This window comes from Parapedobacter flavus (assembly GCF_035818675.1).
GTDB lineage: Bacteria > Bacteroidota > Bacteroidia > Sphingobacteriales > Sphingobacteriaceae > Parapedobacter > Parapedobacter flavus.
Genome location: NZ_JAYKZZ010000001.1, coordinates 632,062 through 651,655, shown reverse-complemented (window position 1 = coordinate 651,655; position 19,594 = coordinate 632,062). Strand labels below are relative to the sequence as shown.

General features: G+C 49.6%; 15 protein-coding genes. 5 read left to right on the top strand and 10 right to left on the bottom strand.

The annotated features are described in order from the left end of the window. Positions 1 to 2: 2 nt before the first annotated feature. Positions 3 to 758, bottom strand: coding sequence for an SDR family NAD(P)-dependent oxidoreductase (locus U9S71_RS02640; protein WP_326325027.1), 756 nt, complete (start codon positions 756 to 758; stop codon positions 3 to 5). A gap of 217 nt (positions 759 to 975) precedes the next feature. Here U9S71_RS02640 and U9S71_RS02635 point away from each other — a divergent pair, with 217 nt between their 5' ends. Next, positions 976 to 1,881 (top strand): AraC family transcriptional regulator, encoded by a 906-nt coding sequence (locus U9S71_RS02635; RefSeq protein WP_326325026.1) that lies wholly within the window; start codon positions 976 to 978, stop codon positions 1,879 to 1,881. Positions 1,882 to 1,915: 34 nt separating this feature from the next. Here U9S71_RS02635 and U9S71_RS02630 read toward each other — a convergent pair whose 3' ends face one another. Then, entirely contained in the window at positions 1,916 to 3,586 is a 1,671-nt protein-coding gene (locus tag U9S71_RS02630) for a sodium/sugar symporter (RefSeq protein ID WP_326325025.1), read from the bottom strand. A 252-nt stretch (positions 3,587 to 3,838) separates the two neighbouring features. Between U9S71_RS02630 and U9S71_RS02625 the strand changes: the two genes are divergently transcribed. Continuing rightward, positions 3,839 to 5,569 (top strand): hypothetical protein, encoded by a 1,731-nt coding sequence (locus tag U9S71_RS02625; RefSeq protein ID WP_326325023.1) that lies wholly within the window; start codon positions 3,839 to 3,841, stop codon positions 5,567 to 5,569. Positions 5,570 to 5,575: 6 nt separating this feature from the next. Here the strand turns inward: U9S71_RS02625 and U9S71_RS02620 are convergent, their stop codons facing one another. The 3 genes from U9S71_RS02620 to U9S71_RS02610 form a co-directional block, all read right to left on the bottom strand. Next, positions 5,576 to 6,943 carry a Gfo/Idh/MocA family oxidoreductase gene (locus tag U9S71_RS02620; protein ID WP_326325022.1) on the bottom strand — a complete coding sequence of 456 codons (1,368 nt, stop codon included), beginning with the start codon at positions 6,941 to 6,943 and terminating at the stop codon, positions 5,576 to 5,578. 27 nt (positions 6,944 to 6,970) lie between these two features. After that, entirely contained in the window at positions 6,971 to 7,618 is a 648-nt protein-coding gene (locus U9S71_RS02615) for a 3-keto-disaccharide hydrolase (RefSeq protein WP_326325289.1), read from the bottom strand. A gap of 134 nt (positions 7,619 to 7,752) precedes the next feature. Continuing rightward, a complete protein-coding gene (locus U9S71_RS02610; RefSeq protein WP_326325021.1) occupies positions 7,753 to 9,681 on the bottom strand; it encodes a GxGYxYP domain-containing protein in 1,929 nt (642 codons plus the stop codon). Positions 9,682 to 10,090: 409 nt separating this feature from the next. Here U9S71_RS02610 and U9S71_RS02605 point away from each other — a divergent pair, with 409 nt between their 5' ends. Genes U9S71_RS02605 through U9S71_RS02595 form a run of 3 tightly spaced genes read left to right on the top strand, consistent with a single transcriptional unit; the run spans position 10,091 to position 11,971 of the window. Then, on the top strand, positions 10,091 to 10,651 hold the full coding sequence (locus tag U9S71_RS02605) for a hypothetical protein (protein WP_326325019.1): 561 nt from the start codon (positions 10,091 to 10,093) through the stop codon (positions 10,649 to 10,651). A gap of 60 nt (positions 10,652 to 10,711) precedes the next feature. Beyond that, positions 10,712 to 11,545, top strand: a complete 834-nt coding sequence (locus U9S71_RS02600) for a hypothetical protein (RefSeq protein ID WP_326325018.1) — start codon at positions 10,712 to 10,714, stop codon at positions 11,543 to 11,545. 27 nt (positions 11,546 to 11,572) lie between these two features. Further along, positions 11,573 to 11,971, top strand: a complete 399-nt coding sequence (locus U9S71_RS02595; RefSeq protein ID WP_326325017.1) for a hypothetical protein — start codon at positions 11,573 to 11,575, stop codon at positions 11,969 to 11,971. 40 nt (positions 11,972 to 12,011) lie between these two features. On the opposite strand, the gene U9S71_RS02590 is transcribed toward U9S71_RS02595, so the two are convergent. The 5 genes from U9S71_RS02590 to U9S71_RS02570 are packed head-to-tail and all read right to left on the bottom strand — an operon-like array spanning position 12,012 to position 19,588. Next, the gene (locus tag U9S71_RS02590) at positions 12,012 to 13,508 is read right to left on the bottom strand and encodes a BNR-4 repeat-containing protein (RefSeq protein WP_326325015.1); all 1,497 of its coding nucleotides are present in this window, start codon (positions 13,506 to 13,508) and stop codon (positions 12,012 to 12,014) included. A 37-nt stretch (positions 13,509 to 13,545) separates the two neighbouring features. Further along, positions 13,546 to 15,189 carry an L-lactate permease gene (locus U9S71_RS02585; protein ID WP_326325013.1) on the bottom strand — a complete coding sequence of 548 codons (1,644 nt, stop codon included), beginning with the start codon at positions 15,187 to 15,189 and terminating at the stop codon, positions 13,546 to 13,548. 6 nt (positions 15,190 to 15,195) lie between these two features. Further along, positions 15,196 to 16,437, bottom strand: a complete 1,242-nt coding sequence (locus tag U9S71_RS02580) for a DUF4998 domain-containing protein (RefSeq protein ID WP_326325011.1) — start codon at positions 16,435 to 16,437, stop codon at positions 15,196 to 15,198. A gap of 24 nt (positions 16,438 to 16,461) precedes the next feature. After that, positions 16,462 to 17,658, bottom strand: a complete 1,197-nt coding sequence (locus U9S71_RS02575; protein WP_326325010.1) for a DUF5000 domain-containing lipoprotein — start codon at positions 17,656 to 17,658, stop codon at positions 16,462 to 16,464. 34 nt (positions 17,659 to 17,692) lie between these two features. Next, entirely contained in the window at positions 17,693 to 19,588 is a 1,896-nt protein-coding gene (locus U9S71_RS02570) for a RagB/SusD family nutrient uptake outer membrane protein (protein ID WP_326325009.1), read from the bottom strand. Positions 19,589 to 19,594 lie beyond the last annotated feature (6 nt).

Here is a 19,594-nt window from a genome sequence, read left to right as displayed (position 1 = left end):
CGTTAGTATGTCGCCCTCCCACCAGAAATATCAAAAACAAACCCGGTTGAGAAACTCGCCTCGGGCGAAACGATCCACGTGGCTATAGCAGCCACCTCGTCCACGGTGCCCAACCTACCCATCGGGATTTTGTCAGTCATATAGGTGAGCTGGTCGGGTGCCGTATCGGCATTCATCGCCGTTTTGATTACTGCCGGTGCCAAGCCGTTCACCGTTATCCCTTTGGTGGCATACTCTTTACCTACAGCCTTTACCAGACCAATTACGCCGGCCTTTGTTGCCGAATACCCCACCATATTGGGATTACCCTCCTTACCCGCTATCGAGGCAATCAAAAGGATGCGGCCGTAGCTATTTTTTTCCATCAATCCGACTCCGTATTTGGTTACTAAGAAAGCTCCACGAAGATTCACGCCATAAATCCGGTCAAACTGAGCGGTATTGTATTCTGTGATCGGCGTACTTGTAGGGCCCACAATACCCGCAGAATTTATCAACACATCCAGCTTCCCATACCGTTGCGCCACTTTGGTAAATGCTTGCTTCACCGATTCCTCATCCGAGATGTCGACCGAAAAGCCTGAAATTGCTAATTCTTCATTGCCAAATTCTTCCAATGTGGCGTTCAATTTATGCTCATCGGCATCTACTATCACCACGGTTGCTCCTTCATCTGCCAACCGTTTGCTGATGCTTTTTCCCAGACCATCGGCTCCTCCCGTTACAACAGCAACCTGTCCTGAAAATCTTTTATCCATTTAGTTATTTAATGTTTTTAATGTTATTTATTCCGTACCGGCATCTGAAGGCGCTTCTTTATCCGCTCCAAATATTACCGGCTAAATTAGACGACTTCACTTTAACAGAGAAGCACCCTATTTGCCACCTGTGATACATTATTTACATCGTGGGTTAAAATTTTGGATATCTGAAAAATAATTGCTAATTATGTATCACTAACAAAGGAGGATGACCATGCAACAGCACAACCTGAAGAGTATTTTCCAGCACCAAAGCGCCTTGGTGGATATGAGTTTTATCGTGAGGGAATACCGGCAGCGGCATTTCGACTCCCCCTTCCATTTCCACGACACCTATGAATTGATCATGATTCCGAAAAGCCATGGTAAATTATACATTGGCAATAAAGTCGTCAATTTCTCCGATGGTGAGATTTACCTGTTCGGTCCTGGCTTGCCGCATTGCTTTCTCAATGACAAGTCGTTCCGGGCAACCGGCGAAACGGCGCATGCTATCGTGATTTTCTTCAAGATGGATTTCCTAGGAAAGGATTTTTTCAACAAGCCCGAGCTGGCAGCCGTTAAAGAGCTTCTCCAACGTGCTGCTGTAGGACTGAAACTCAACCAGCCCAACCGATGGATACAGCATGCTTTTCCTGCCATCATGGAAACCAAGGGGATGGACGCAATGCTCATTTTGCTACAAATGCTTCATCGATTATCGCAGCTGCAAGACCAGTTGGTACCCATTAATAGCACCATCCCAAAGGTACGGCCCAAACAAAAGGACGCCGAGCGGCTCGAAAAGGTGATCCGTTATATCATCGAAAATTTCAAGGATGAGCCCGACAGCAATGAAGCGGCATCTCTTGCTTGTATGAATGAAGCGGCTTTTTGCCGTTATTTCAAGCGGCGGACAGAAAAGACATTTTCGCAGTTTGTAAATTATGTACGGGTAACGCACGCCACCAACTTACTGTCAAAAGAAAACTGGAATATTGCCAGTATTTGCTATGAATGTGGTTATAAGAATGTTTCCTACTTTAATAGGCAGTTCAAAAGCATTATGGGGGTTACGCCAATGGAATACCGATCGAACCATGTGGGCACCGCGGAAACCTTGTTGGATGAAATCGCTTAATGACAACTTGTAGCCCCTTCACTGCTCATTAGATTTACCAAAACACCATATACAAGGCTACCAAGATACCACACACCAGTAGCGATCCTACAGCGAACCCTTTATCCACTCCAAATAGTTTGCGGTCAATTGTTAGTCCCTCCGGCCGAATTCCGCTACGCCTATCCACGAAGCTGATGAACCACATCCCTAATAGGCATAGTCCAAACACGATACTCATCCGATCGAGGAAAGGGATTTCAAACACACCATTTTCATTTTGCTTGGCAAAACCAATTGGCTCCAGAAACGACCAGTCCACCCAACCGGGCGAGAATTTCAAGAGCACCGAAAAGATAAATCCACCCACCGTGGCATACAAAGCTGCATTCGAGGTGGTTCCTTTCCAGAAAAAGCCCAAAATAAACATAGCAAAGATACCGGGGGATACAAAACCGGTGTATTCCTGTATATACTGGAATCCCCCCTTCTTATCGATTCCCAGGTAAGGCGCTATTACCGTGGCTAACACCATGGAGACGACGACGGTCCATTTCCCAATCTTGACCAATTGTGCCTCGGAGTGGTTTTCACCGCCAATCCGTCTATAGATATCCAAGGTGAAGATGGTCGCGATACTGTTTGCTTTTCCTGCGAGTGATGCAACGACCGCCGCCGTGAGCGCGGCAAAAGAAAGTCCTTTGAGGCCGGTTGGAAGTAAATTGAGCAGTACGGGGTAGGCTCTATCGGGATTCAGTGTCCCGTCGGCCATCATTTCATCCTGGAAACTCCCCTGTTGGTATAGCACGTACGCGGCAATGCCCGGTAGTACGACGATCAACGGCATAAGCAATTTCAAGAATGCTGCAAAAAGAATCCCCCGTCGAGCCGTTTTCAAATCGGCACCAAGTGCCCGTTGGGTAATGTACTGGTTGCACCCCCAGTAATTGAGGTTGGCTATCCATAGTCCACCGAGGATCACGCTTAAGCCGGGCAAGTCAAAATAATTGGGATTATCGCGATGCAAAATCATTTCGAAATGCGTATCCGCCTGTTCGGTCATCAACGTAAATCCCGCTAAGGCGCCCGACTCACCGAAATGATCCGCCACCAAATCAAGCGCAAGGTAGGTGGTGGCCAATCCGCCTAAGATCAAGAAACCAACCTGTATCACGTCTGTATAACCAATCACTTTCATACCACCCAAGGTAATCACGATAGCAAATGCGGCAAGAAAATACATGCAGGCCGTTAAGTCAAACCCGGATATGCTATTGATGGCCAATGCCCCTAGAAACAAAATCGATGTCAGGTTGACCACCACGTACAGCAATAACCAGAAAACCGCCATAATCAACCCCACCGTACTGTTGTACCGCTGACTCAGGAACTGGGGCATGGTGAAAATCTTGTTCTTCAGGTACACTGGGATAAAAAAAACGGCCACCACAATTAGTGTCAATGCAGACATCCACTCGTACGATGCGATAGCCAACCCCATCTTGAAGCCGAAGCCACTCATCCCGATAAATTGCTCAGCTGAAATGTTGGATGCAATGAGCGAAGCCCCTATCGCCCACCACGTGAGTTTGCCCTCCGCCAAAAAATACTCCGAGGTCGATGCTTCGGTTGATTTTTTCCGAAAGTAAACCCACAGGCCGTATCCAGCCACGACGATAAAGTAGCAAATAAAAACAACGTAATCTCCTGTGGTTAACTTGTTCATCCGGCTTATTCATTAGTTGGCACAGTTCAACAGGCTACAAATATAGAATCCTCCGCGCCGGAAAGTATACACGGGGTTTGCCCAGGTTGATACAATATTTGCCGTCCCGGCAAATTTTTGGTGATCCGGTCTCATTATGCAGTACAGAACAGGTTGCCCGTTATTGTCAAACGGCTATCTTTGAGGGCTGTATTTAACCAATGGCTAATCGTTAAAATTCGGGGGCCTAGAATGCCGTAGTTATTGTACGTTATGACGTTATTAAAAATCACACAAGTATGGTGGTGTTGCGCTGTATTGCTGCTGGTCAGCGCCCCCTCACTATACGGACAATACATCAAGGTGGATGAGGCAGATTCGCAATATGTCGGCAAGCCATTGGTGAAAAATGATCCGGCATATGCTGATTTCAATACGGAGCAGATTGCGCTTATCATGATGAGCGCTCCGAAAGGCGCAACGATTTATTTTCCAGCTGGCGATTATCATTTTAATGGGAGCGCGATGCCTAACAGAGGTACCATTGAATCCAGCCAAAGGGGCCAAATTTTCCGGGGAGATGGCGTGGGGACCACCCGCATCATCCAACACAATGCGCAGCGCGACTTTGGATTCCAAGCTCGGCCCGATTTCAAGCGGGTGCCGGCCGCAACACTGAGGGTACGACACAAAGGGTGCCGCGTAGAACAACTAACGATTAAATTGGCCGATCAGCTAGCACCCAAAACCATCGCTGGTTCCGCAGCCATTTCTATTGCGCATATCGTATATTTTCCCGACCACAACGTGGGAATTGTTGAAACCACGGGCGATTCGAGCACAGGAAATTTTTTGCTGGACCATGTGGTCGTCACAAACGTAGATATCGGCGAAAACCATACCGGCGGCATTTTAGCGCAACGATTTTTCGAAGTGGGCATTGATATCCAAGGATCGGGCGGACATATCCGCGTCGCTAATGTCAATCGGCTTGATGCGCGAACAGGTATCCGACTGGACAATGGCAATCATTGCGGACAAGGTGAATATCAATTCGAATCGATCTATTCCATGGGTAATCCGTCCGTTTTCACGGATGGCGTGTTTTTCGATTGGGTGGGAGGACAAGCCCCTTCCATACACAACAGCTCGTGCTCCTTTACCAGTGGTATCTTCGCCGGACCAAAGGGCAAATATGGCGATCGGCTCAACCCTTATCCAGAAGCCATCGTAAAACGGCGACCTGAAAAAGATTGGGATTGGCTTACCATCCATGATCATTATGTGGTTGACCGGCCTGACGAAAACCAACGGCGCGAATGGTATGGCTTACCGCGGTACAGCGAAATCGTCCGTATTGGTAGCCAGCCTAGAACAGGTGGGAACGAATGGATATTGGGCGAGGATTTCGTTATTGAGCAGATCGATACGGGTGCCTACCAAGGTGCTGTTAAGATTATCTGGAAAGGCGAGAGACCGTCACCCACTTCGGTATACTATGTCACTTATCGACAGGAAGCAGCTTATCGGGTACACGATCTGGAGTGGGGAAACGCCATTAACTTCTCTTGCCAAGAAGCTAACCAAGTAAATGGATTTGCCATCAAGTTTGATGATCAGGAAACGGGATACCGTAACCCTGACTTCCGTTTCGGTATCGGCTACAACTTCCTGTTTTCGGGAAACTTCATTATTAATGGCAACATCGTGTTCAACGGGCATGTAGACGACATCAATATCAGCGGCTTGACTTCCGGCGTTTGCAACATCATGCTGCAGGGAGCCGACAAGAACAGGCCTGTGAGCCGTATATCGGTAAATAACAGCACGTTCAACCACCTCGTTGTAGGGGATTACACGCACCAAATCAAAGGCACCAATAATTTCATCGATAACACCTATCAAATCCATGCCCAACCGGGTATGAAACAAGATGTGCTTCTTGATGAAAAGAAACTGCAGTTTGACGATTTGGACAAGGTAGAATTGTTGTATTCCCGCTAAGAATACCTACCCAAACCCTTTCACTTTCCACCCTTTTCGGTACGATCGGCGCAAGTACTGCTCCGCATCGGGATAATTGGGAAACTTCATACGGGCTGCATCCCATTCCAACAATGTACCCGGTACCCGTATGGCGACTGTGCCCAGCAAAATAGCCTCCGTCATCGGCCCGGTCTGTGCAAAATGCGATTCCGTCTGCGCTTTACCCAAACAGGCATCTACGAAATGATGGTAATGGTTGCGTTCTTCCAACTGGGGGTATTGATGATCTTTGAATTTGCTTTCGGGGAGAAGTACCGGCGTTCCCTGATGCGGAATAAGCAACGCTCCTTCGGTACCAATCAACATCGCAGCCTCTTCTGGGTAATTTCCAGCTTTATACAAGGAACGGACTTCCGCCGGCGGATAGAATTCACCGTCGAACCACTCCACAGGCAAAACTTCTGATGCGGTTTTGCTGTTGCCGGGGAACATCCACGTGATGTGGTTACCCCGGGGCCAGGTATCGCCTCTGCGCTCGGGCGAATCTTTCCACGACTGCTCCACTTCCGCCACGACCGAGAGCGGCGATTTCATATCCAATCCCTTCCAGACTGCATCGAAAATATGGCAACCGATATCACCCGACCACCCCGTACCGAAGTCTTGCCAAGCCCGCCAAATTGCCGGGTGATAGATCCCGGGCGCATAAGGCCGCATGGGTGCCGTACCGATCCACTTATCCCAATCCAAGGTAGCAGGCACTTCCTGAGCTTGCGCAGGCCGCGGTCCGGCGAGGCGATACTGCGCAATGCCCGACCGGTTTGAGCAGAGGTAAGCATGTTTAACTTTTCCGATGGCGCCCTGCTTTATCCACTGCACTGCGGTGCGGTCGCCAATGGACGAGGCAACCTGGGTACCAAGCTGGGTAATCACACCAGCCTTGATCGCCGCTTGGGTGAGTACGCGCACCTCGGCCACATCATGGCACATCGGCTTTTGGCAATACACATGCTTACCGGCATCGATGGCTTCCATGGCGATGATGAAGTGATTATGATCGGGCACCGTAACGTTGACGGCATCCATGTTACGCTTTTCTTTTTTGAACAGCTCCCGCCAGTCGGTGTAGAGGCGGGCTCCTGGAATAAGCTCGGCGGCTTTCTTTAAATGGTTTTCATCAACATCACATAGCGCCACGATTTCGACATTGGGGTGGGATTTAAAATTCTGTAAATCGTGGGCACCCATACCGCCCACACCAATGCAGGCATGCCGAAGCTTGCGGGCGGGTGGAGCGGCAAAAGCCGTATCCAAAATAAACGGTGCACTGACAGCAGCCGCGGCGGCGGTGCGGAGGAAATCTCTTCGCGATGTTGAATGGTTATCGTTCATGGCTTATAAAAGAATTTGGTTAAACGTCTAATCGGGCAGTATCTTCACGCGAATGTTGCGAAACAGTACCTTGCTCCCCGGGTCGTGGCCTTGCAAAGCGAAGGTTCCGCTTGAAATGGTACGCCCCGTATGAGGTGCCGTCTTGGTATTCGGTTCGTTATACTCCAGGATAAGCTTCCCATCAATCAATATCCGAACCGTTTTGTCCTTGACGATAATATGTTGTGTATACCATTGGTTATCGACCACAGGCACTGTATCTACATGCACTACGCCGTAGATGCTGCCCGATCGCCGCCAATCGGTATGCGAAATGTTGACCTGCACCTCGTGGCCAATAGCCGGGAACCCTTCCTCCTGAAACTGCGTATGGAAGTAAATGCCCGAGTTCGACCCCGGAAAGGTCATTACCTCCAGCTTCAATTCGAAATTCTTGAAATCATGATCCTCAACACCGCCGGCGTAAAAAAGGTGCGATCGCTGGCCATTCACCACGATGGCGCCATCTTTAACACTAAACGTTTCGGGGTTTTCATTTACCCGCCACCCGGCTAGGGTTTTGCCGTCAAAAAGGGCTATCCATCCGGCTTCCACCGCCGGCCCGGGCACCTCCGCAACTGTCGCACGACCGCCATTACCGGCATAGGTGCCGAGGCAGAAAAACATACATACCACAGTCAAATACAACCTGTTTATACGCATCATCATCATCTTAAATTAAGTCCTCGTTGCCGGCAACCTTCACAGCGGTTAAGTTACGGATTAAAATGTACGATGCACATAAAATTTGAAAGTAGTGATATGCTAACTTAGTGATTCGGCCATCGCCCTTTGGCTGCATCGGGGTTGCCTTCCAGGTACTTGCGGTACAAAGCAAAAAAAGTAGCGCCGTCTAACAGTTCGATATTCGGATTGCGCTGATGGATTTCATCCACGACCTGTACATACCAGGTCGGCGACTTCAAGATGTTTCGGAACCAATGGAAACGCAATGGCCGTTTATCCACCCGGTCGATGACAACCTGTGCTGCCACGGCTGGGTCTGCCTGGTTCACGTCCGCATCCGAGCGTAGCACCGGCATTTCGCCATGCAATAGTGTCATGGGTACCTTTTGTGGCACAATACCGTCCGGACTGAACTGTGCGTAGGCATCCAGTCCGGCTTCATCCAGCCCCGGCGCCTCCCCATCAATAACAAATCCCGTAATGGAAAGGCCCCATTTTCGGTAATATGGAATATTATGAGCCGCCCATTGTTTGGTCCCATCTGGCAATCGGGATATCTCGCGCGGGACTTGTAGCATCCCCGGCATGAGGTACCCTGCCCCATTATCGGCCGCAGCGAAATAATCGTTTGCCGTAGCCGACAACCGTCGGTATTCCATCGCCATCGGGGCGCGTCGCGCCAACACCGGGCTGATGCACCACATGAGGGGTACCTTCCCCCGGTTCGGGTCGTCCCACAGCGTGGGCGTGGTCTGCGAAAGCCAAGAGGCCGCGTCGTAATCGCCCACGTAAAACACAAGGTATTCCTTTCCGTTTTCCACCAGTTGACCGTCTGCCGTGAGGTAACCGCGCGCTACGAGTTCGTCGTCCGTGACCCGGTGCTGCGGATAGGTTTCCTTCAGCGGATAATGTTGCCAAAAAGAAGCATTGGCCAACGCGCCGTAGCCGATGGCATCTGCATCCTTAAACGCATTGTAGGCGCTGATGATACGGGAGTATTCCCATTCTGTAGATACGTCTTCATGCTTTCCGCCAGCATGTTGTGTATATTTAAAGGCCCATGGCGGGAATCCGCCGATATGGGTAAAGGTATTGCCGTTGTCATTTTGCTGATAGGCCAGTAGCAAAAATTCTTTCAGTGTTTCCAAGTCTGTCCCCGGCCGCTGGGCAGGATCATCGGTGGCCGGCTCATCCGCCCAGGGGCTAAGGTCAAAGAAAAAGGCTTTTCGGCTGACAAAGTAGTCATGGTTGGATAACGTGTGGTGATTTCGATTTATCCGCGTCGGATTGGTCATCCAATATTGGTCGATGTAATAAGCACCAAAAGCAGTATTACATTTCCCCTTTTTCAGGTAGTGCTCAATGAACCATCGGTAAGCGTCATTCTTTGCCGACCCGCTCGAAGCGCGCGAAGTACCGGGTATCTTCCCCGAGCCTGTGAAAAACGGTTTCCCGTTCTTTTTTACCAGCCAAACCTTTACCGGTAAACGCAGCCCGGTTTCCACCAGCTGATGATAGAGGCTCCCCTCATCGGGATCGTAACGGACGGCAATCAGCCCGTCAGCACCGGCCACCGCCGATGCGACGTTGCTGGTCGCCGGCACGCTCGGGTCGTAAACGACAACCCCCTTGATGTCATCCTTGAATGCCGCAATCAATGAGATGATATCTGGATAAACCACGGTGTCGCTACCCGCCAACCACTTTCCTTCCGCCCGGTAGGTATCCCACCAATAGCGATCAATATCGTGCGTTCCATTTTTAACGAAATAAGTGTAAAGACGAGGTGCCTCTCGATTAACCAAGCCCTGCAGGGTAGCCAGTGTATGCGCATGGTCCCAAGCCTGCTTCACCTCCTGTGGCTTTTCCCAAGCGCCTTCCAATGTATATCCTAAATCGAATACCGCAAGGGTATGGGGTGCGTTCGTCTGCCCATATAACAGGCTGGACGCCATGAATCCTAAGGTAATTCCAAATAAGGTGTTTTTAAACGAATGCTTACCTACTTTCATCTGTTTATTTTTTGTTTCTCAGTTGTCATATGGAGCCTTTGATGATTAAGATAATCATTGCCCTGTGTGCTTAATGATTATTTTAATCATGTCGGGTTCATGACAGCAATATTTGCAAAAAAAAGCTTCCGAAGCAACTTCTTCTCGCGAATAACTATTTCTGTCCGAGCGACCATCTCCGTAAAAATTAATTTTGCTATTCCAAGTTAGTTTACGATATTGCAGGTGACTCAATTATTAATCAATACAAGAAACATGAAACTGGGAACGCTCGGCACTCCTGCTATAGCCATTCGATAATTTATGCTATCTAAAACTTATGCTATCCAAAAAGAACTTGGTGAGGATATTAAGTGCAATCTTAGTACTCCCCTTTTTATTCTTTGTCTATAAAGCATGCCAAACAATCATGTTGACTTCGATTGTCAAGGCCGCTAATTATCCCAGCGACTTTGATACGTCGGTAAAGGCCCCTAGGTTATCAGATGTAGACTTTAATTCGTTTCTTAAATTCAAAACCGGCGGGGAACTCATCAAGTTAGACGGGCGTGAGGCCATGTTACGTGTGCTTAAACTACCGATTCCCTCTCCCGACACGGTATTCGTTAACGAGCTAAAAGCATCCAACGAATGGGATTCGGGGTTTGACCCCTTTAGGTTTCCTGAGGTAAAATCACGCTATCAGCTGACGGGCAATCATATCTTTACCGACACCCCTACCCGTGTGTCGCTGTCTTTTCTCGGCGGTAGTTGTCAGAAAGATTTCCGTGATGGGCACGATTATTATACGTTCAAATCCACTAGGTCGATATCGCTTGACCTTAACGATGAACACCTTTTCATATTCAATCGTCCTCAGTCAGCCAATTTCGATATTTTCTTGAGCAATATGACCGATAGCCTGTACATTGGTATAGTCTACTATCCCGGGCGCGCGAAACCAGCTTCCACGGACCAGCGGCTACTTTAAATTTTTACACCTATTAATCGCGAGATGATATCCTAATAATCGTCTTATAATAAATTGAGAATGGTAGATAGAAGCGTGAAAACATACTACTTTTTATTTGTCTTTTTTCTTATGCATTACGACGGTTCTGGTCAGCAAGCCTTCGATTTAGTTAATGCATACAAGCACAAGTCCCAGGAACTATTGGATTCATTTATCATCGCAAACGATCTCAATGGCCGCGATGCTTCCGACAACAAGGTCCAACACAGCATCAGGAGTATCGTGACCACATTACTTCAAGAATATGTCAGCGAGGGGGGGCAAAAGCCATATGCTGATGGCGCACCATACAATGAAGTGTACATTGTCGTTCAACCTGAAGTAGCCGTTTGCTTTACGAATACATCGAATCTCGATTCGACGGATATCCGAAGGCGGCAAAACTCAACCCCGTTGAATGAGGTGGTCTTTTACCCGCATCGGGGTTTCCGATCCTTCTTTATGTCGGCAAATTATACCGAATTTGATCGATTGGTTGACTGTGCAACGTACCGGCTGCAAACCGTGAAAACAGTTGGTGATTATCAGGTCATCGTAACGGATACCTCTTTTGTTGAGGCGGTAAGGGCTTTTCTGAGTGCTGACCGCTCCAAACGCCGGGAGCATTTGCGTAAAGTTGTTTTTTTAGATAACAAGCTAAAACTATTTGAAGCCGAAGGCGGGCAAGTTAAGATAAGGCCCGCTACCTATACGTTCCATTACAGTTTATTCATCGACCGGATTATCTTCGACCACGACCTCAAAAGTGCGCTCGTACAGTATTCGTTTAGGAATAAGAGTTGCGAGGCAGACCTCCGCTTTAAAAATAGTCAATGGGTGCTTCAAAAAGATACCGACGTGATTATGTATTAATGAAATTTATAGCCAATTCATCATCTTATGCGATCTTTTTTATCAACCCTTTTGGTAATCGTCAGTGCTCACGCATTTTCACAAGAAATTGTTCGGAATTTGGATTTCGAACAAATTGACTTCAGGCGGATGCCTATCGGTTGGAGTCTCCAAAACAAAAAAAACACACATCTCTTTTTGCTGGACACCGCGATAAAGCACAGCGGCAATGTTAGCGTTTCGATTGCCGCTAAGTACCAAGGTGAAAAAAGTCCCGGACTAGTCAATACGGGATTAATTGCCCCGGACTTTACTGGACATAAAACCATCAAGATTATTGGCTACATCAGAACCGAGCACCTAGCGGAAGGTACCGCTTCGCTTTGGATGAAGCATCGATCTTCTTCGGTAATCCTTGCAGGTGTTAAAAAGGATGTCCAGCGTTAAATGGACATCCCTTTTTTTATCGGTTCATCTTCCTATCGCCTTAGTTATACGGGATTGGCTTGCCCGATGGCCCATCCATATGTTGGGGCAGTTGGAAGACATTCCCATCCCGGTCGGAAAAATAAAGTCTGGATTCAGACTTTTCACGGCCATTCCCATCAGCCCAAAATGCATAGAAATCCGGATGGACATTGACAGGCCGACGCGCATACGTGTGGTTGAACTCACTTTCGTTTGTCAGCTGCCGCACGCGCTTCCACCGCTTGCCTTTGTTTTTAGACTGCCAAAGCACCATCTCCCCGCCCGTATTATATTCCTGGGGCCCTTTCGCTGTGGGCGCAATAATCGTCCACTTCCGCCCTTGGATATAAATCGACCCCATGTCGTACGCATTATCGGATTCGGTTACTTTCCTGATGTCCCATCTTTTGCCGGTCCAATAGGCCGTGTGCCACTCCCTTGGTCCGTCTTCCGGACCGGGCATTGGCCCCCCGCTGGTCAGATAAAGGATAATGGGCCGCCCACGTTTATCGAAGTTCACATCGCAGATATAGACATTTTTATTTTTGGAATCATATTCGTGTACCAAAGCCGCATTGGCAACTTCCGTAAGCGGCAGGGTTACTTCAGCACCAGTAACCGTGTGCCAGGTTTTCCCGAAATCGTTTGTCTGCAAATAATACAGATTCGTACGGAAGTCGAGCCCTCCCCTGACTTTGCGTGTTGGATGATAATTAAAAGCCGTGCCGATGCGGCGGTCCTGGTTACCACTGGTTTGATATTGCCCTTGGTCCAACAGCGAAAGATCTTTCCATTCAGACCAATCCACGCCATCCTTGCTGGTCATCCAACCGATTACCCGGCCTCCTTTTTTCTCGTAGTGCGTAAATAGTCCGGTAAAGCCGTCGTCATTTGAATAATACATTTGCAAGTAAGAAAAATTATCCATCGGCACTTTCTTTCCAGCCACCAACTTGGTAGCCGCTATCCGTTCAAACGTAGAAATATCATACGGCTGTTTGCTACGATGGATAAAAGACGGGCGACCGGTTCCATGTGAGGTAGAGAAAATCCAGATGTACCCGTCCTTATCAATCTGCATCACGGGGTTGTCGTGCGCATCATTCGTGGCTTTGTCAAGCACAATGGTAGGACGTGGTACTTCACCGGTCTTGTGGTCAAAATAAGAAACCATGTGGTACAACGTCTTTCCCGAATCGTCGGTGCCGCCGTAACAGAAAAACGTCTTGTCCACTTCCGCTGAGTAAACAGAAAAAGGGTAATGATTGGCGGGGTAAGTTCCCAGTCCACCGCTATACTTAAAGTTATAAGGTGCAGGTACTGCTCCCCGTTGCCCTGCACCGCCAATCGCATACCAGATGCCGCGATACCCTTCGGCAGGCTGGTTGATCAGTTTTGCTTTTCCATAAATGTCTTCGGGCGATTGCGCCTGGGCCGCACTAAAGAAGATAACCAATGACAACCCCAATAAAAACATCCGTTTCCCGACAGATACAGTTTGAGTCTTTAATAACATACGAGCTTATTTAATTTCAAATTTTCATTAACAGACATTAGGCTAATAGCATTCCGATTAGCCCCGCCACAAGCACATAGTATATGGTGGGGACAATGGTCTTCCTTAATATAACTCCCTCTTTTCCCATTAAGCCCACCACCGCAGACGCTGCGACCACATTATGGATAGCAATCATATTACCGGCAGCAGCGCCCACCGCCTGAAGGGAAACGACCGATACGGTAGAAAGCTGGAGCTTGGATGCAATACTGTATTGGAATTCCGCAAACATCAAGTTGCTCACCGTATTGCTGCCCGCTATAAATGCACCCAAGGCTCCTACCGACGGGGAAACCGACGGCCAGAATTGACCCACTTTAGATGCTACCCAGTCGGCCAGCACCACGGGCATACTCGCCATTTCATAGTGGTTGATCCCCGAATTGATGTATATCCGCACCATGGGGATGGTAAACAGCAGCACGAACGCGGCCGCCAGCGTTGTGGATAACGACTCCTTACTTGCTTTCATAAGGCCCGATGAAGGCAACTTATGGGCGACCACCGCCACCAAAGCTGCCATAATCAACATCGTTCCGGGCAAATACAACGGCGAGGATGAAGCGGATATGGTCGTCCCCAAAACCGATGGCCAATCAACCTTCAGGCTTTGCAAATACTGCCCAATCCCCAAGTTCTGCAACCGAGTAACGATCAACAATATCGACACCAGCACATAAGGCATCCAGGCTTTGTAAATGCTCATGGGGGTGCCACTGTCCAGCCCATCCTTTTCCATGGCTACTTGTCCGGACCAAGATGGCTGCCATCGGTCGGCTGGCGGAAAATCCCAGGTGTCTCTAGGGATCAAAAATTTACGCTTGACCGCAAAAACAACAATGCCCAGCCCAATCATTGCGCCTAAAAGCGACGGAAACTCCGGCCCCAGCAAAACCGCCGTACAGAGGTACGGAATGGTAAATGCCAACCCTGCAAAAATGGCAAATGGCGCAATGGTTACGCTTTTTTTCCAGTCTTCCCGTTTTCCAAAGACGAAAATCGTCATCACCACCATCAACCATGGTATGAACGTACCGATGATGGCATGGATAGCGGCAGCCTGCGTGGTAACGGCCTGTAAGAAAACCTCCTTTTCTCCTGCCCCGCCAAAACCTGCTGCCAATCCATTGTTCACCCCGATCAATATTGGAGTGCCAATGGCGCCGAACGTCACTGCCGTGCTTTGGACCATCAGGCCCATCAATACGGCCGCCATCGCCGGAAAGCCCAAGGCCAGCAGCAGAGGCGCTACAATAGCTGCGGGTGTCCCGAAGCCGGAAGCCCCTTCGAGAAAGGAACCGAAAAGCCAGGCGATGACGATAATCTGTACCCGCCTGTCGGGACTAATCAAGGTAAAATTATACCGGATACTGGCCAGCCCCCCCGAGTACTTGAGCACAGACAGCAAAAGCAGTGCCCCGAAGATAATATATAACACGTCAAACGTGATGAACAACCCCTGTATCGTGGACGCCACCACATCGGCGATATCCATGCCCCAGTATTGCAACGCCAACCAACCGGTCAGCAGCAACACCAAGGGCATGGTGTATTTTGCCGGGAACCGGAAACCGACCAACAATACCATCGCTAGTAAAATCGGAGAGAACGCTAATGCGGCCTGTATTGTCAAGCTCATCTTCAATTAATTTTCCAAGCCCCAAAAAGTCAACTGGGCAATATTTATATAGCCCCGGTTTTGAGAATCCCAATTGGAAAGGGTTTTAAACCGGATATACCGTACCGGCGGCAAATCCTCGCCAAACGTCACCATCTCGCCCGCTAAGGCATGGTCGATATCTTCCGCGGTAAGCGGTCCTTCACCTGATGGTTTAACCGACTCGAAGGTGCCCAGCAAAATCCAGCTGTCCCAACTACCATCCGGATTTGGATCCGCCGAGCCCCAGATCTCCGCTGTTCGCACATTCCCACCGGCATAAAGACGACCATTTGTTTTCGTCCCCCGCTGATTAATCTGCATCCGGGTCAACTCGGTGGTCACGCCCAAATCAAACGTAAACCACTGCGGCATATCCCCGCTGGTTTTCGTGATAAATGTGGGGCTTTCCTTATTCAGTGTTCCATCCCAAATATGTTCCATTGTTGAGCTCCCCGAATTTGGCTCGTACGTATCAGTAGGCAACTCAACTTGGGCGAACAACGACTTGTTCAACTCCACTTCGCCACCGAATAAGTCAGGGTCAACAACCACCTCGAAATCGGCAGTCACGAACGTATCAATGGCGAGTGAATCTGGCAAAAACATGGTCCAATGCACAAAATTATAATCGGGTGCGTACAACGGCAGTTTGGTCGTATCGTCGGATGGCGGCACAAACAGCCGGTTTATTCTACCTTCTTTATCTTGATAAACCAGCGAATCACCCACGCTGGTCTCATCCGAGGATACCCAGTCGATCACCAACGTATCCTTCGTGACCGACAGGTTCCGGACAGCCCGGGTCAACAACGAATTTTGGTAGACATCGCCGTAGACCGTACCCAACACCTCGGAAGTGACCGAGAGGTTGCCTTTTTCATCACGCGTCACCACTTGGAAGGTGTACGCCTTTTCTTCCATATCGTTTAAAATCACCCGCATGGTATCCGGCCGGGCCACCTGCCCCAAGTCCACTTCCAGCGAATCGGCACGGTTATCCCAGTAGATAACGGCGTTGGTCGCATTCGGGTCAGCAAGGACAATCCACGACAATTGTATCCGGTTGTATCCGGGGTGGGCGCGCAACGAATCTGCTTTGCCCGGGTAAATAAACTCGCCTTCTTCCAAAAAGTCACTGTAAAGGGCGTCCATTTTTCCACAGGACGCCATGACGATGGCGATTATCAGGCAAACGAATAACCGCAAGCTTTGACAATTAGTATTCATGAGTTTTGACATTTAAAGTAAAACTTATTGCACTTGGCCGAAAAGATCGATTTCGACGATGTTCACGTGGGTCACCTTACCCCAATTTTCCGTTACCTGCCAACGGAGGTAACGCACGGGCTCCATGTCTTCCGGAAAGGTGAATTCTTCACCTGCAGCGGCGTATGCCTTGTCCTCCTCGGTGTTGCTACCCGTAGGCAGCCCTGACGGCTTGATCGATTCGCACTCCAGCAGCAACGTCCAGCTGTCGTCAAAGCTGCCATCGGGGTTGGGGTCGTTAGACCCGTAAATCTTCCATTTCTTTATCGACCCCGATTGGTACAGGTATTGAGACTGCGTCCGATTGAAAGTGACGACACGCGACAAGCGAGCTTGCACGCCCATATCGAAGGTAAACCATTGCGGGATGCCATGGCCCGGCACCGATACGTAATCCGAACCGCCGTAATTACCATCCCAAATCTTCTCAAGGGTTGCCGAACCACCGTTGTGCGCCGTGGTATAATCGGTCGGCAGATTTAGTTTTTTAAATGACCCCTCCGGTATTTCTTCCTCAAACCAAGGCACCACTTCGGTAAACAGCGTATCGGAGTAATTGTCCCAGTGATCGTGTACAACGACCCCGAATAGGCGCTCTTCGGGGTCATAACCCCGCACCGGCAGCTTCGCGTTTTTCATTTTGGTGTAGAAGGTCTCGGCAACAATCAAGTCGCCCAATTCATCGGTGGTAAGGACTTCCACCGTCATATTGGCTTCGGCCTCGTTGGTCAGCGTCACCATGGCGCCGCCCCAACTGTCTACCACCTCCACTGACTCAAATACGCCAACAAGATGGGGGGTAGACGGCTCCACCCGAACAACCAACGGGTCAGAGTACTGTTCATTTCGACCCACCGTATACAGGCTGACGTCGTATTCCCCGGCCTCTCCGAACCCTTCAACACGAATCGAATTGCTGTAAAACGACGCCTTGGCCTCCTGGATAACCCCCGGTCGGATTTCATAAACCGCTTTGACATACAATACACCCTCGCTTTGGGGGAGATTGTAAGTGATCTCGGCCGCGCCGGGGAGGTTTTCGACTTCTGGATTGAGGACGCTCAACGGCTTATCCTCGTTTTTATTGATGGGCGTATGCTGGGCTTCCTCCTTACATGCCTGCCCTCCAATCATCATACCCACCACCAATACGGTCCAAACATAAACATTTATCTTTTTCATGATTATCCTATTGATTATCAATTTTACACTTACATTACCAACCCGGGTTCTGCACCAGATTCCGGTTCACAATCAGGTTGTGTTCCCTGATGGGCCAAAAATAATCGCGCATCATAAACGTTTGGTTATACAGTACCCGTTGGCGATAGTATGTTTCCGGATTTTCCTGGTCGATATCCCAACCGGTAATCAGGTTGTTCAACTCAATATGCGCTCGCTTCCACCGCCGGAGGTCCCAGAAGCGCTTCCCTTCAAACGCCAGCTCGTTCAGCCGCTCCTGCTGGATAATACTGCGGAACCCTTCTTTCGTGGTGTATTTATCCGGCTGGCGGGAGAAGGTGGTCCACGCTTCTTCCACAGTGGGTAGCCCTGCCCGTTTACGCACCCTGTCCACATAATCATACGCTTCGTCACTCGGGCCATTCACTTCGTTGAGCGCCTCGGCGTACAATAGATACATATCGGCCAACCGGATCACCGGCCAGGGATAGTATTGAATGGTATAGGTGTTTCCATCCCCGATGATGTTTTCATAGTTGACCAATTTCTTTGGCCAGTAACCGGTTACGGAGAAACGGTTGTTGGATACGCGGGTTTGCGCCTGCCCCAGTTTCGCTTGAATGGTCCACTGATCGTTGTCATTCAACCGGCCTTGGCCGTACCATAGTCCACCGTCGAAGGCCAAGCTAGCGTAAAACCGCTCCTCGCGATCGAAATGGAGACCCACGGTCGTATATCCCGTTTGCAAGTGATACTTGTCCGCTTCCTCGGCTTCGCGCAGGTCAAAACGCCCGGCATAGTCGTACGTAACGTCTTCCGCGATGGGTACGCCATTCTTCGAATAGAACTGCTCGGCGATTTTAATCGGCGGTGCCAGGTTCCCCAACGTGTTCTGGTTGACGCTGTTCGACGGGTCCAACGGCGGCGTGGCTTGCCGCTGCAACGAGGTGGACGTACTGTTCGTATTCCCCCAGATAATTTCCGAATTCCACCGCTCTGCGACGCTATTTCGGATGCTCATCTGAGTGGTGGTTGCTTCCGATAGGGTGTACTGGCTGATGCCGGATTCAAACGTGTATAGTTCCATGCCCACTTCATGGCAGGCTTCAATCGCTGCGCGGCAGGCATCCGCCGCAAGTTGCCACTTCTCGTCCGAATACGTTTGGTTAAACAGTTCCCGCCCATCGGGCCCCGCAAAGCCGATGTACTCCGTATTACCATTAAACAACGGACTGGCGGCGGTCACCAGCACCTTCGCTTTGAGCGACAGTGCAATCGGTTGGGTAATGCGGCCCAATCCGGTCAGTGCATCCGGAATCTCCGCAGGCAGGTCCACGACTGCCTCATCCAGCAGCCCAACGATGTAAGCCACCACGTCATCAATCGGCTCGCGCACCACCCGGACATCCGCTGCCGGTGCCGTAACCGGTAGGTTTTCGCGGATAATCGGAATCGGCCCGTATAGCTTCATCAGCCAGAAGTGGTAATAAGCCTTCAAAAACTTGGTTTCGGCAATCCACCGGTTCTTCTCCTCGTCCTCCATGTCGGGTACGCGGCCAATATTCTCCATAAAGATGTTGCAGTCGCGGATGCCCCTGAACGGCTGGCTGACGCCGTCCCAATAGTTCAGGATCGGATCAACCACCCCTTGATTACCGCGGGCAATTTGCCAACCCGGGGCGCTGTGGAACAGGAGAAACGAATTGGAGAACCAAAATTCGTCGCCACTGGTAAACGCGGGGTTCGCGCTCAAGCTCGCGTGCGACGGCAGGTATCGGTAACACGTGAATAGGTATTTCTCTGCGGTATTACGCATGTTAAACGCATGATCGACGGTGGCCACGTTGTCGGGCACCACATCGAGGTAGCTGTCGCACGAAACCATCAACAACAACAAAACGCCGATCGCTATTTTTTTAATCTCTTTCATGATCTA

Bases quoted from the DNA above. Each gene is read 5' to 3' on its own strand.
- U9S71_RS02640 (WP_326325027.1), bottom strand. From the start codon at position 758: ATGGATAAAAGATTTTCAGGACAGGTTGCTGTTGTAACGGGAGGAGCC.
- U9S71_RS02635 (WP_326325026.1), top strand. From the start codon at position 976: ATGCAACAGCACAACCTGAAGAGTATTTTCCAGCACCAAAGCGCCTTG.
- U9S71_RS02630 (WP_326325025.1), bottom strand. From the start codon at position 3,586: ATGAACAAGTTAACCACAGGAGATTACGTTGTTTTTATTTGCTACTTT.
- U9S71_RS02625 (WP_326325023.1), top strand. From the start codon at position 3,839: ATGACGTTATTAAAAATCACACAAGTATGGTGGTGTTGCGCTGTATTG.
- U9S71_RS02620 (WP_326325022.1), bottom strand. From the start codon at position 6,943: ATGAACGATAACCATTCAACATCGCGAAGAGATTTCCTCCGCACCGCC.
- U9S71_RS02610 (WP_326325021.1), bottom strand. From the start codon at position 9,681: ATGAAAGTAGGTAAGCATTCGTTTAAAAACACCTTATTTGGAATTACC.
- U9S71_RS02605 (WP_326325019.1), top strand. From the start codon at position 10,091: ATGTTGACTTCGATTGTCAAGGCCGCTAATTATCCCAGCGACTTTGAT.
- U9S71_RS02600 (WP_326325018.1), top strand. From the start codon at position 10,712: ATGGTAGATAGAAGCGTGAAAACATACTACTTTTTATTTGTCTTTTTT.
- U9S71_RS02595 (WP_326325017.1), top strand. From the start codon at position 11,573: ATGCGATCTTTTTTATCAACCCTTTTGGTAATCGTCAGTGCTCACGCA.
- U9S71_RS02590 (WP_326325015.1), bottom strand. From the start codon at position 13,508: ATGTTATTAAAGACTCAAACTGTATCTGTCGGGAAACGGATGTTTTTA.
- U9S71_RS02585 (WP_326325013.1), bottom strand. From the start codon at position 15,189: ATGAGCTTGACAATACAGGCCGCATTAGCGTTCTCTCCGATTTTACTA.
- U9S71_RS02580 (WP_326325011.1), bottom strand. From the start codon at position 16,437: ATGAATACTAATTGTCAAAGCTTGCGGTTATTCGTTTGCCTGATAATC.
- U9S71_RS02575 (WP_326325010.1), bottom strand. From the start codon at position 17,658: ATGAAAAAGATAAATGTTTATGTTTGGACCGTATTGGTGGTGGGTATG.
- U9S71_RS02570 (WP_326325009.1), bottom strand. From the start codon at position 19,588: ATGAAAGAGATTAAAAAAATAGCGATCGGCGTTTTGTTGTTGTTGATG.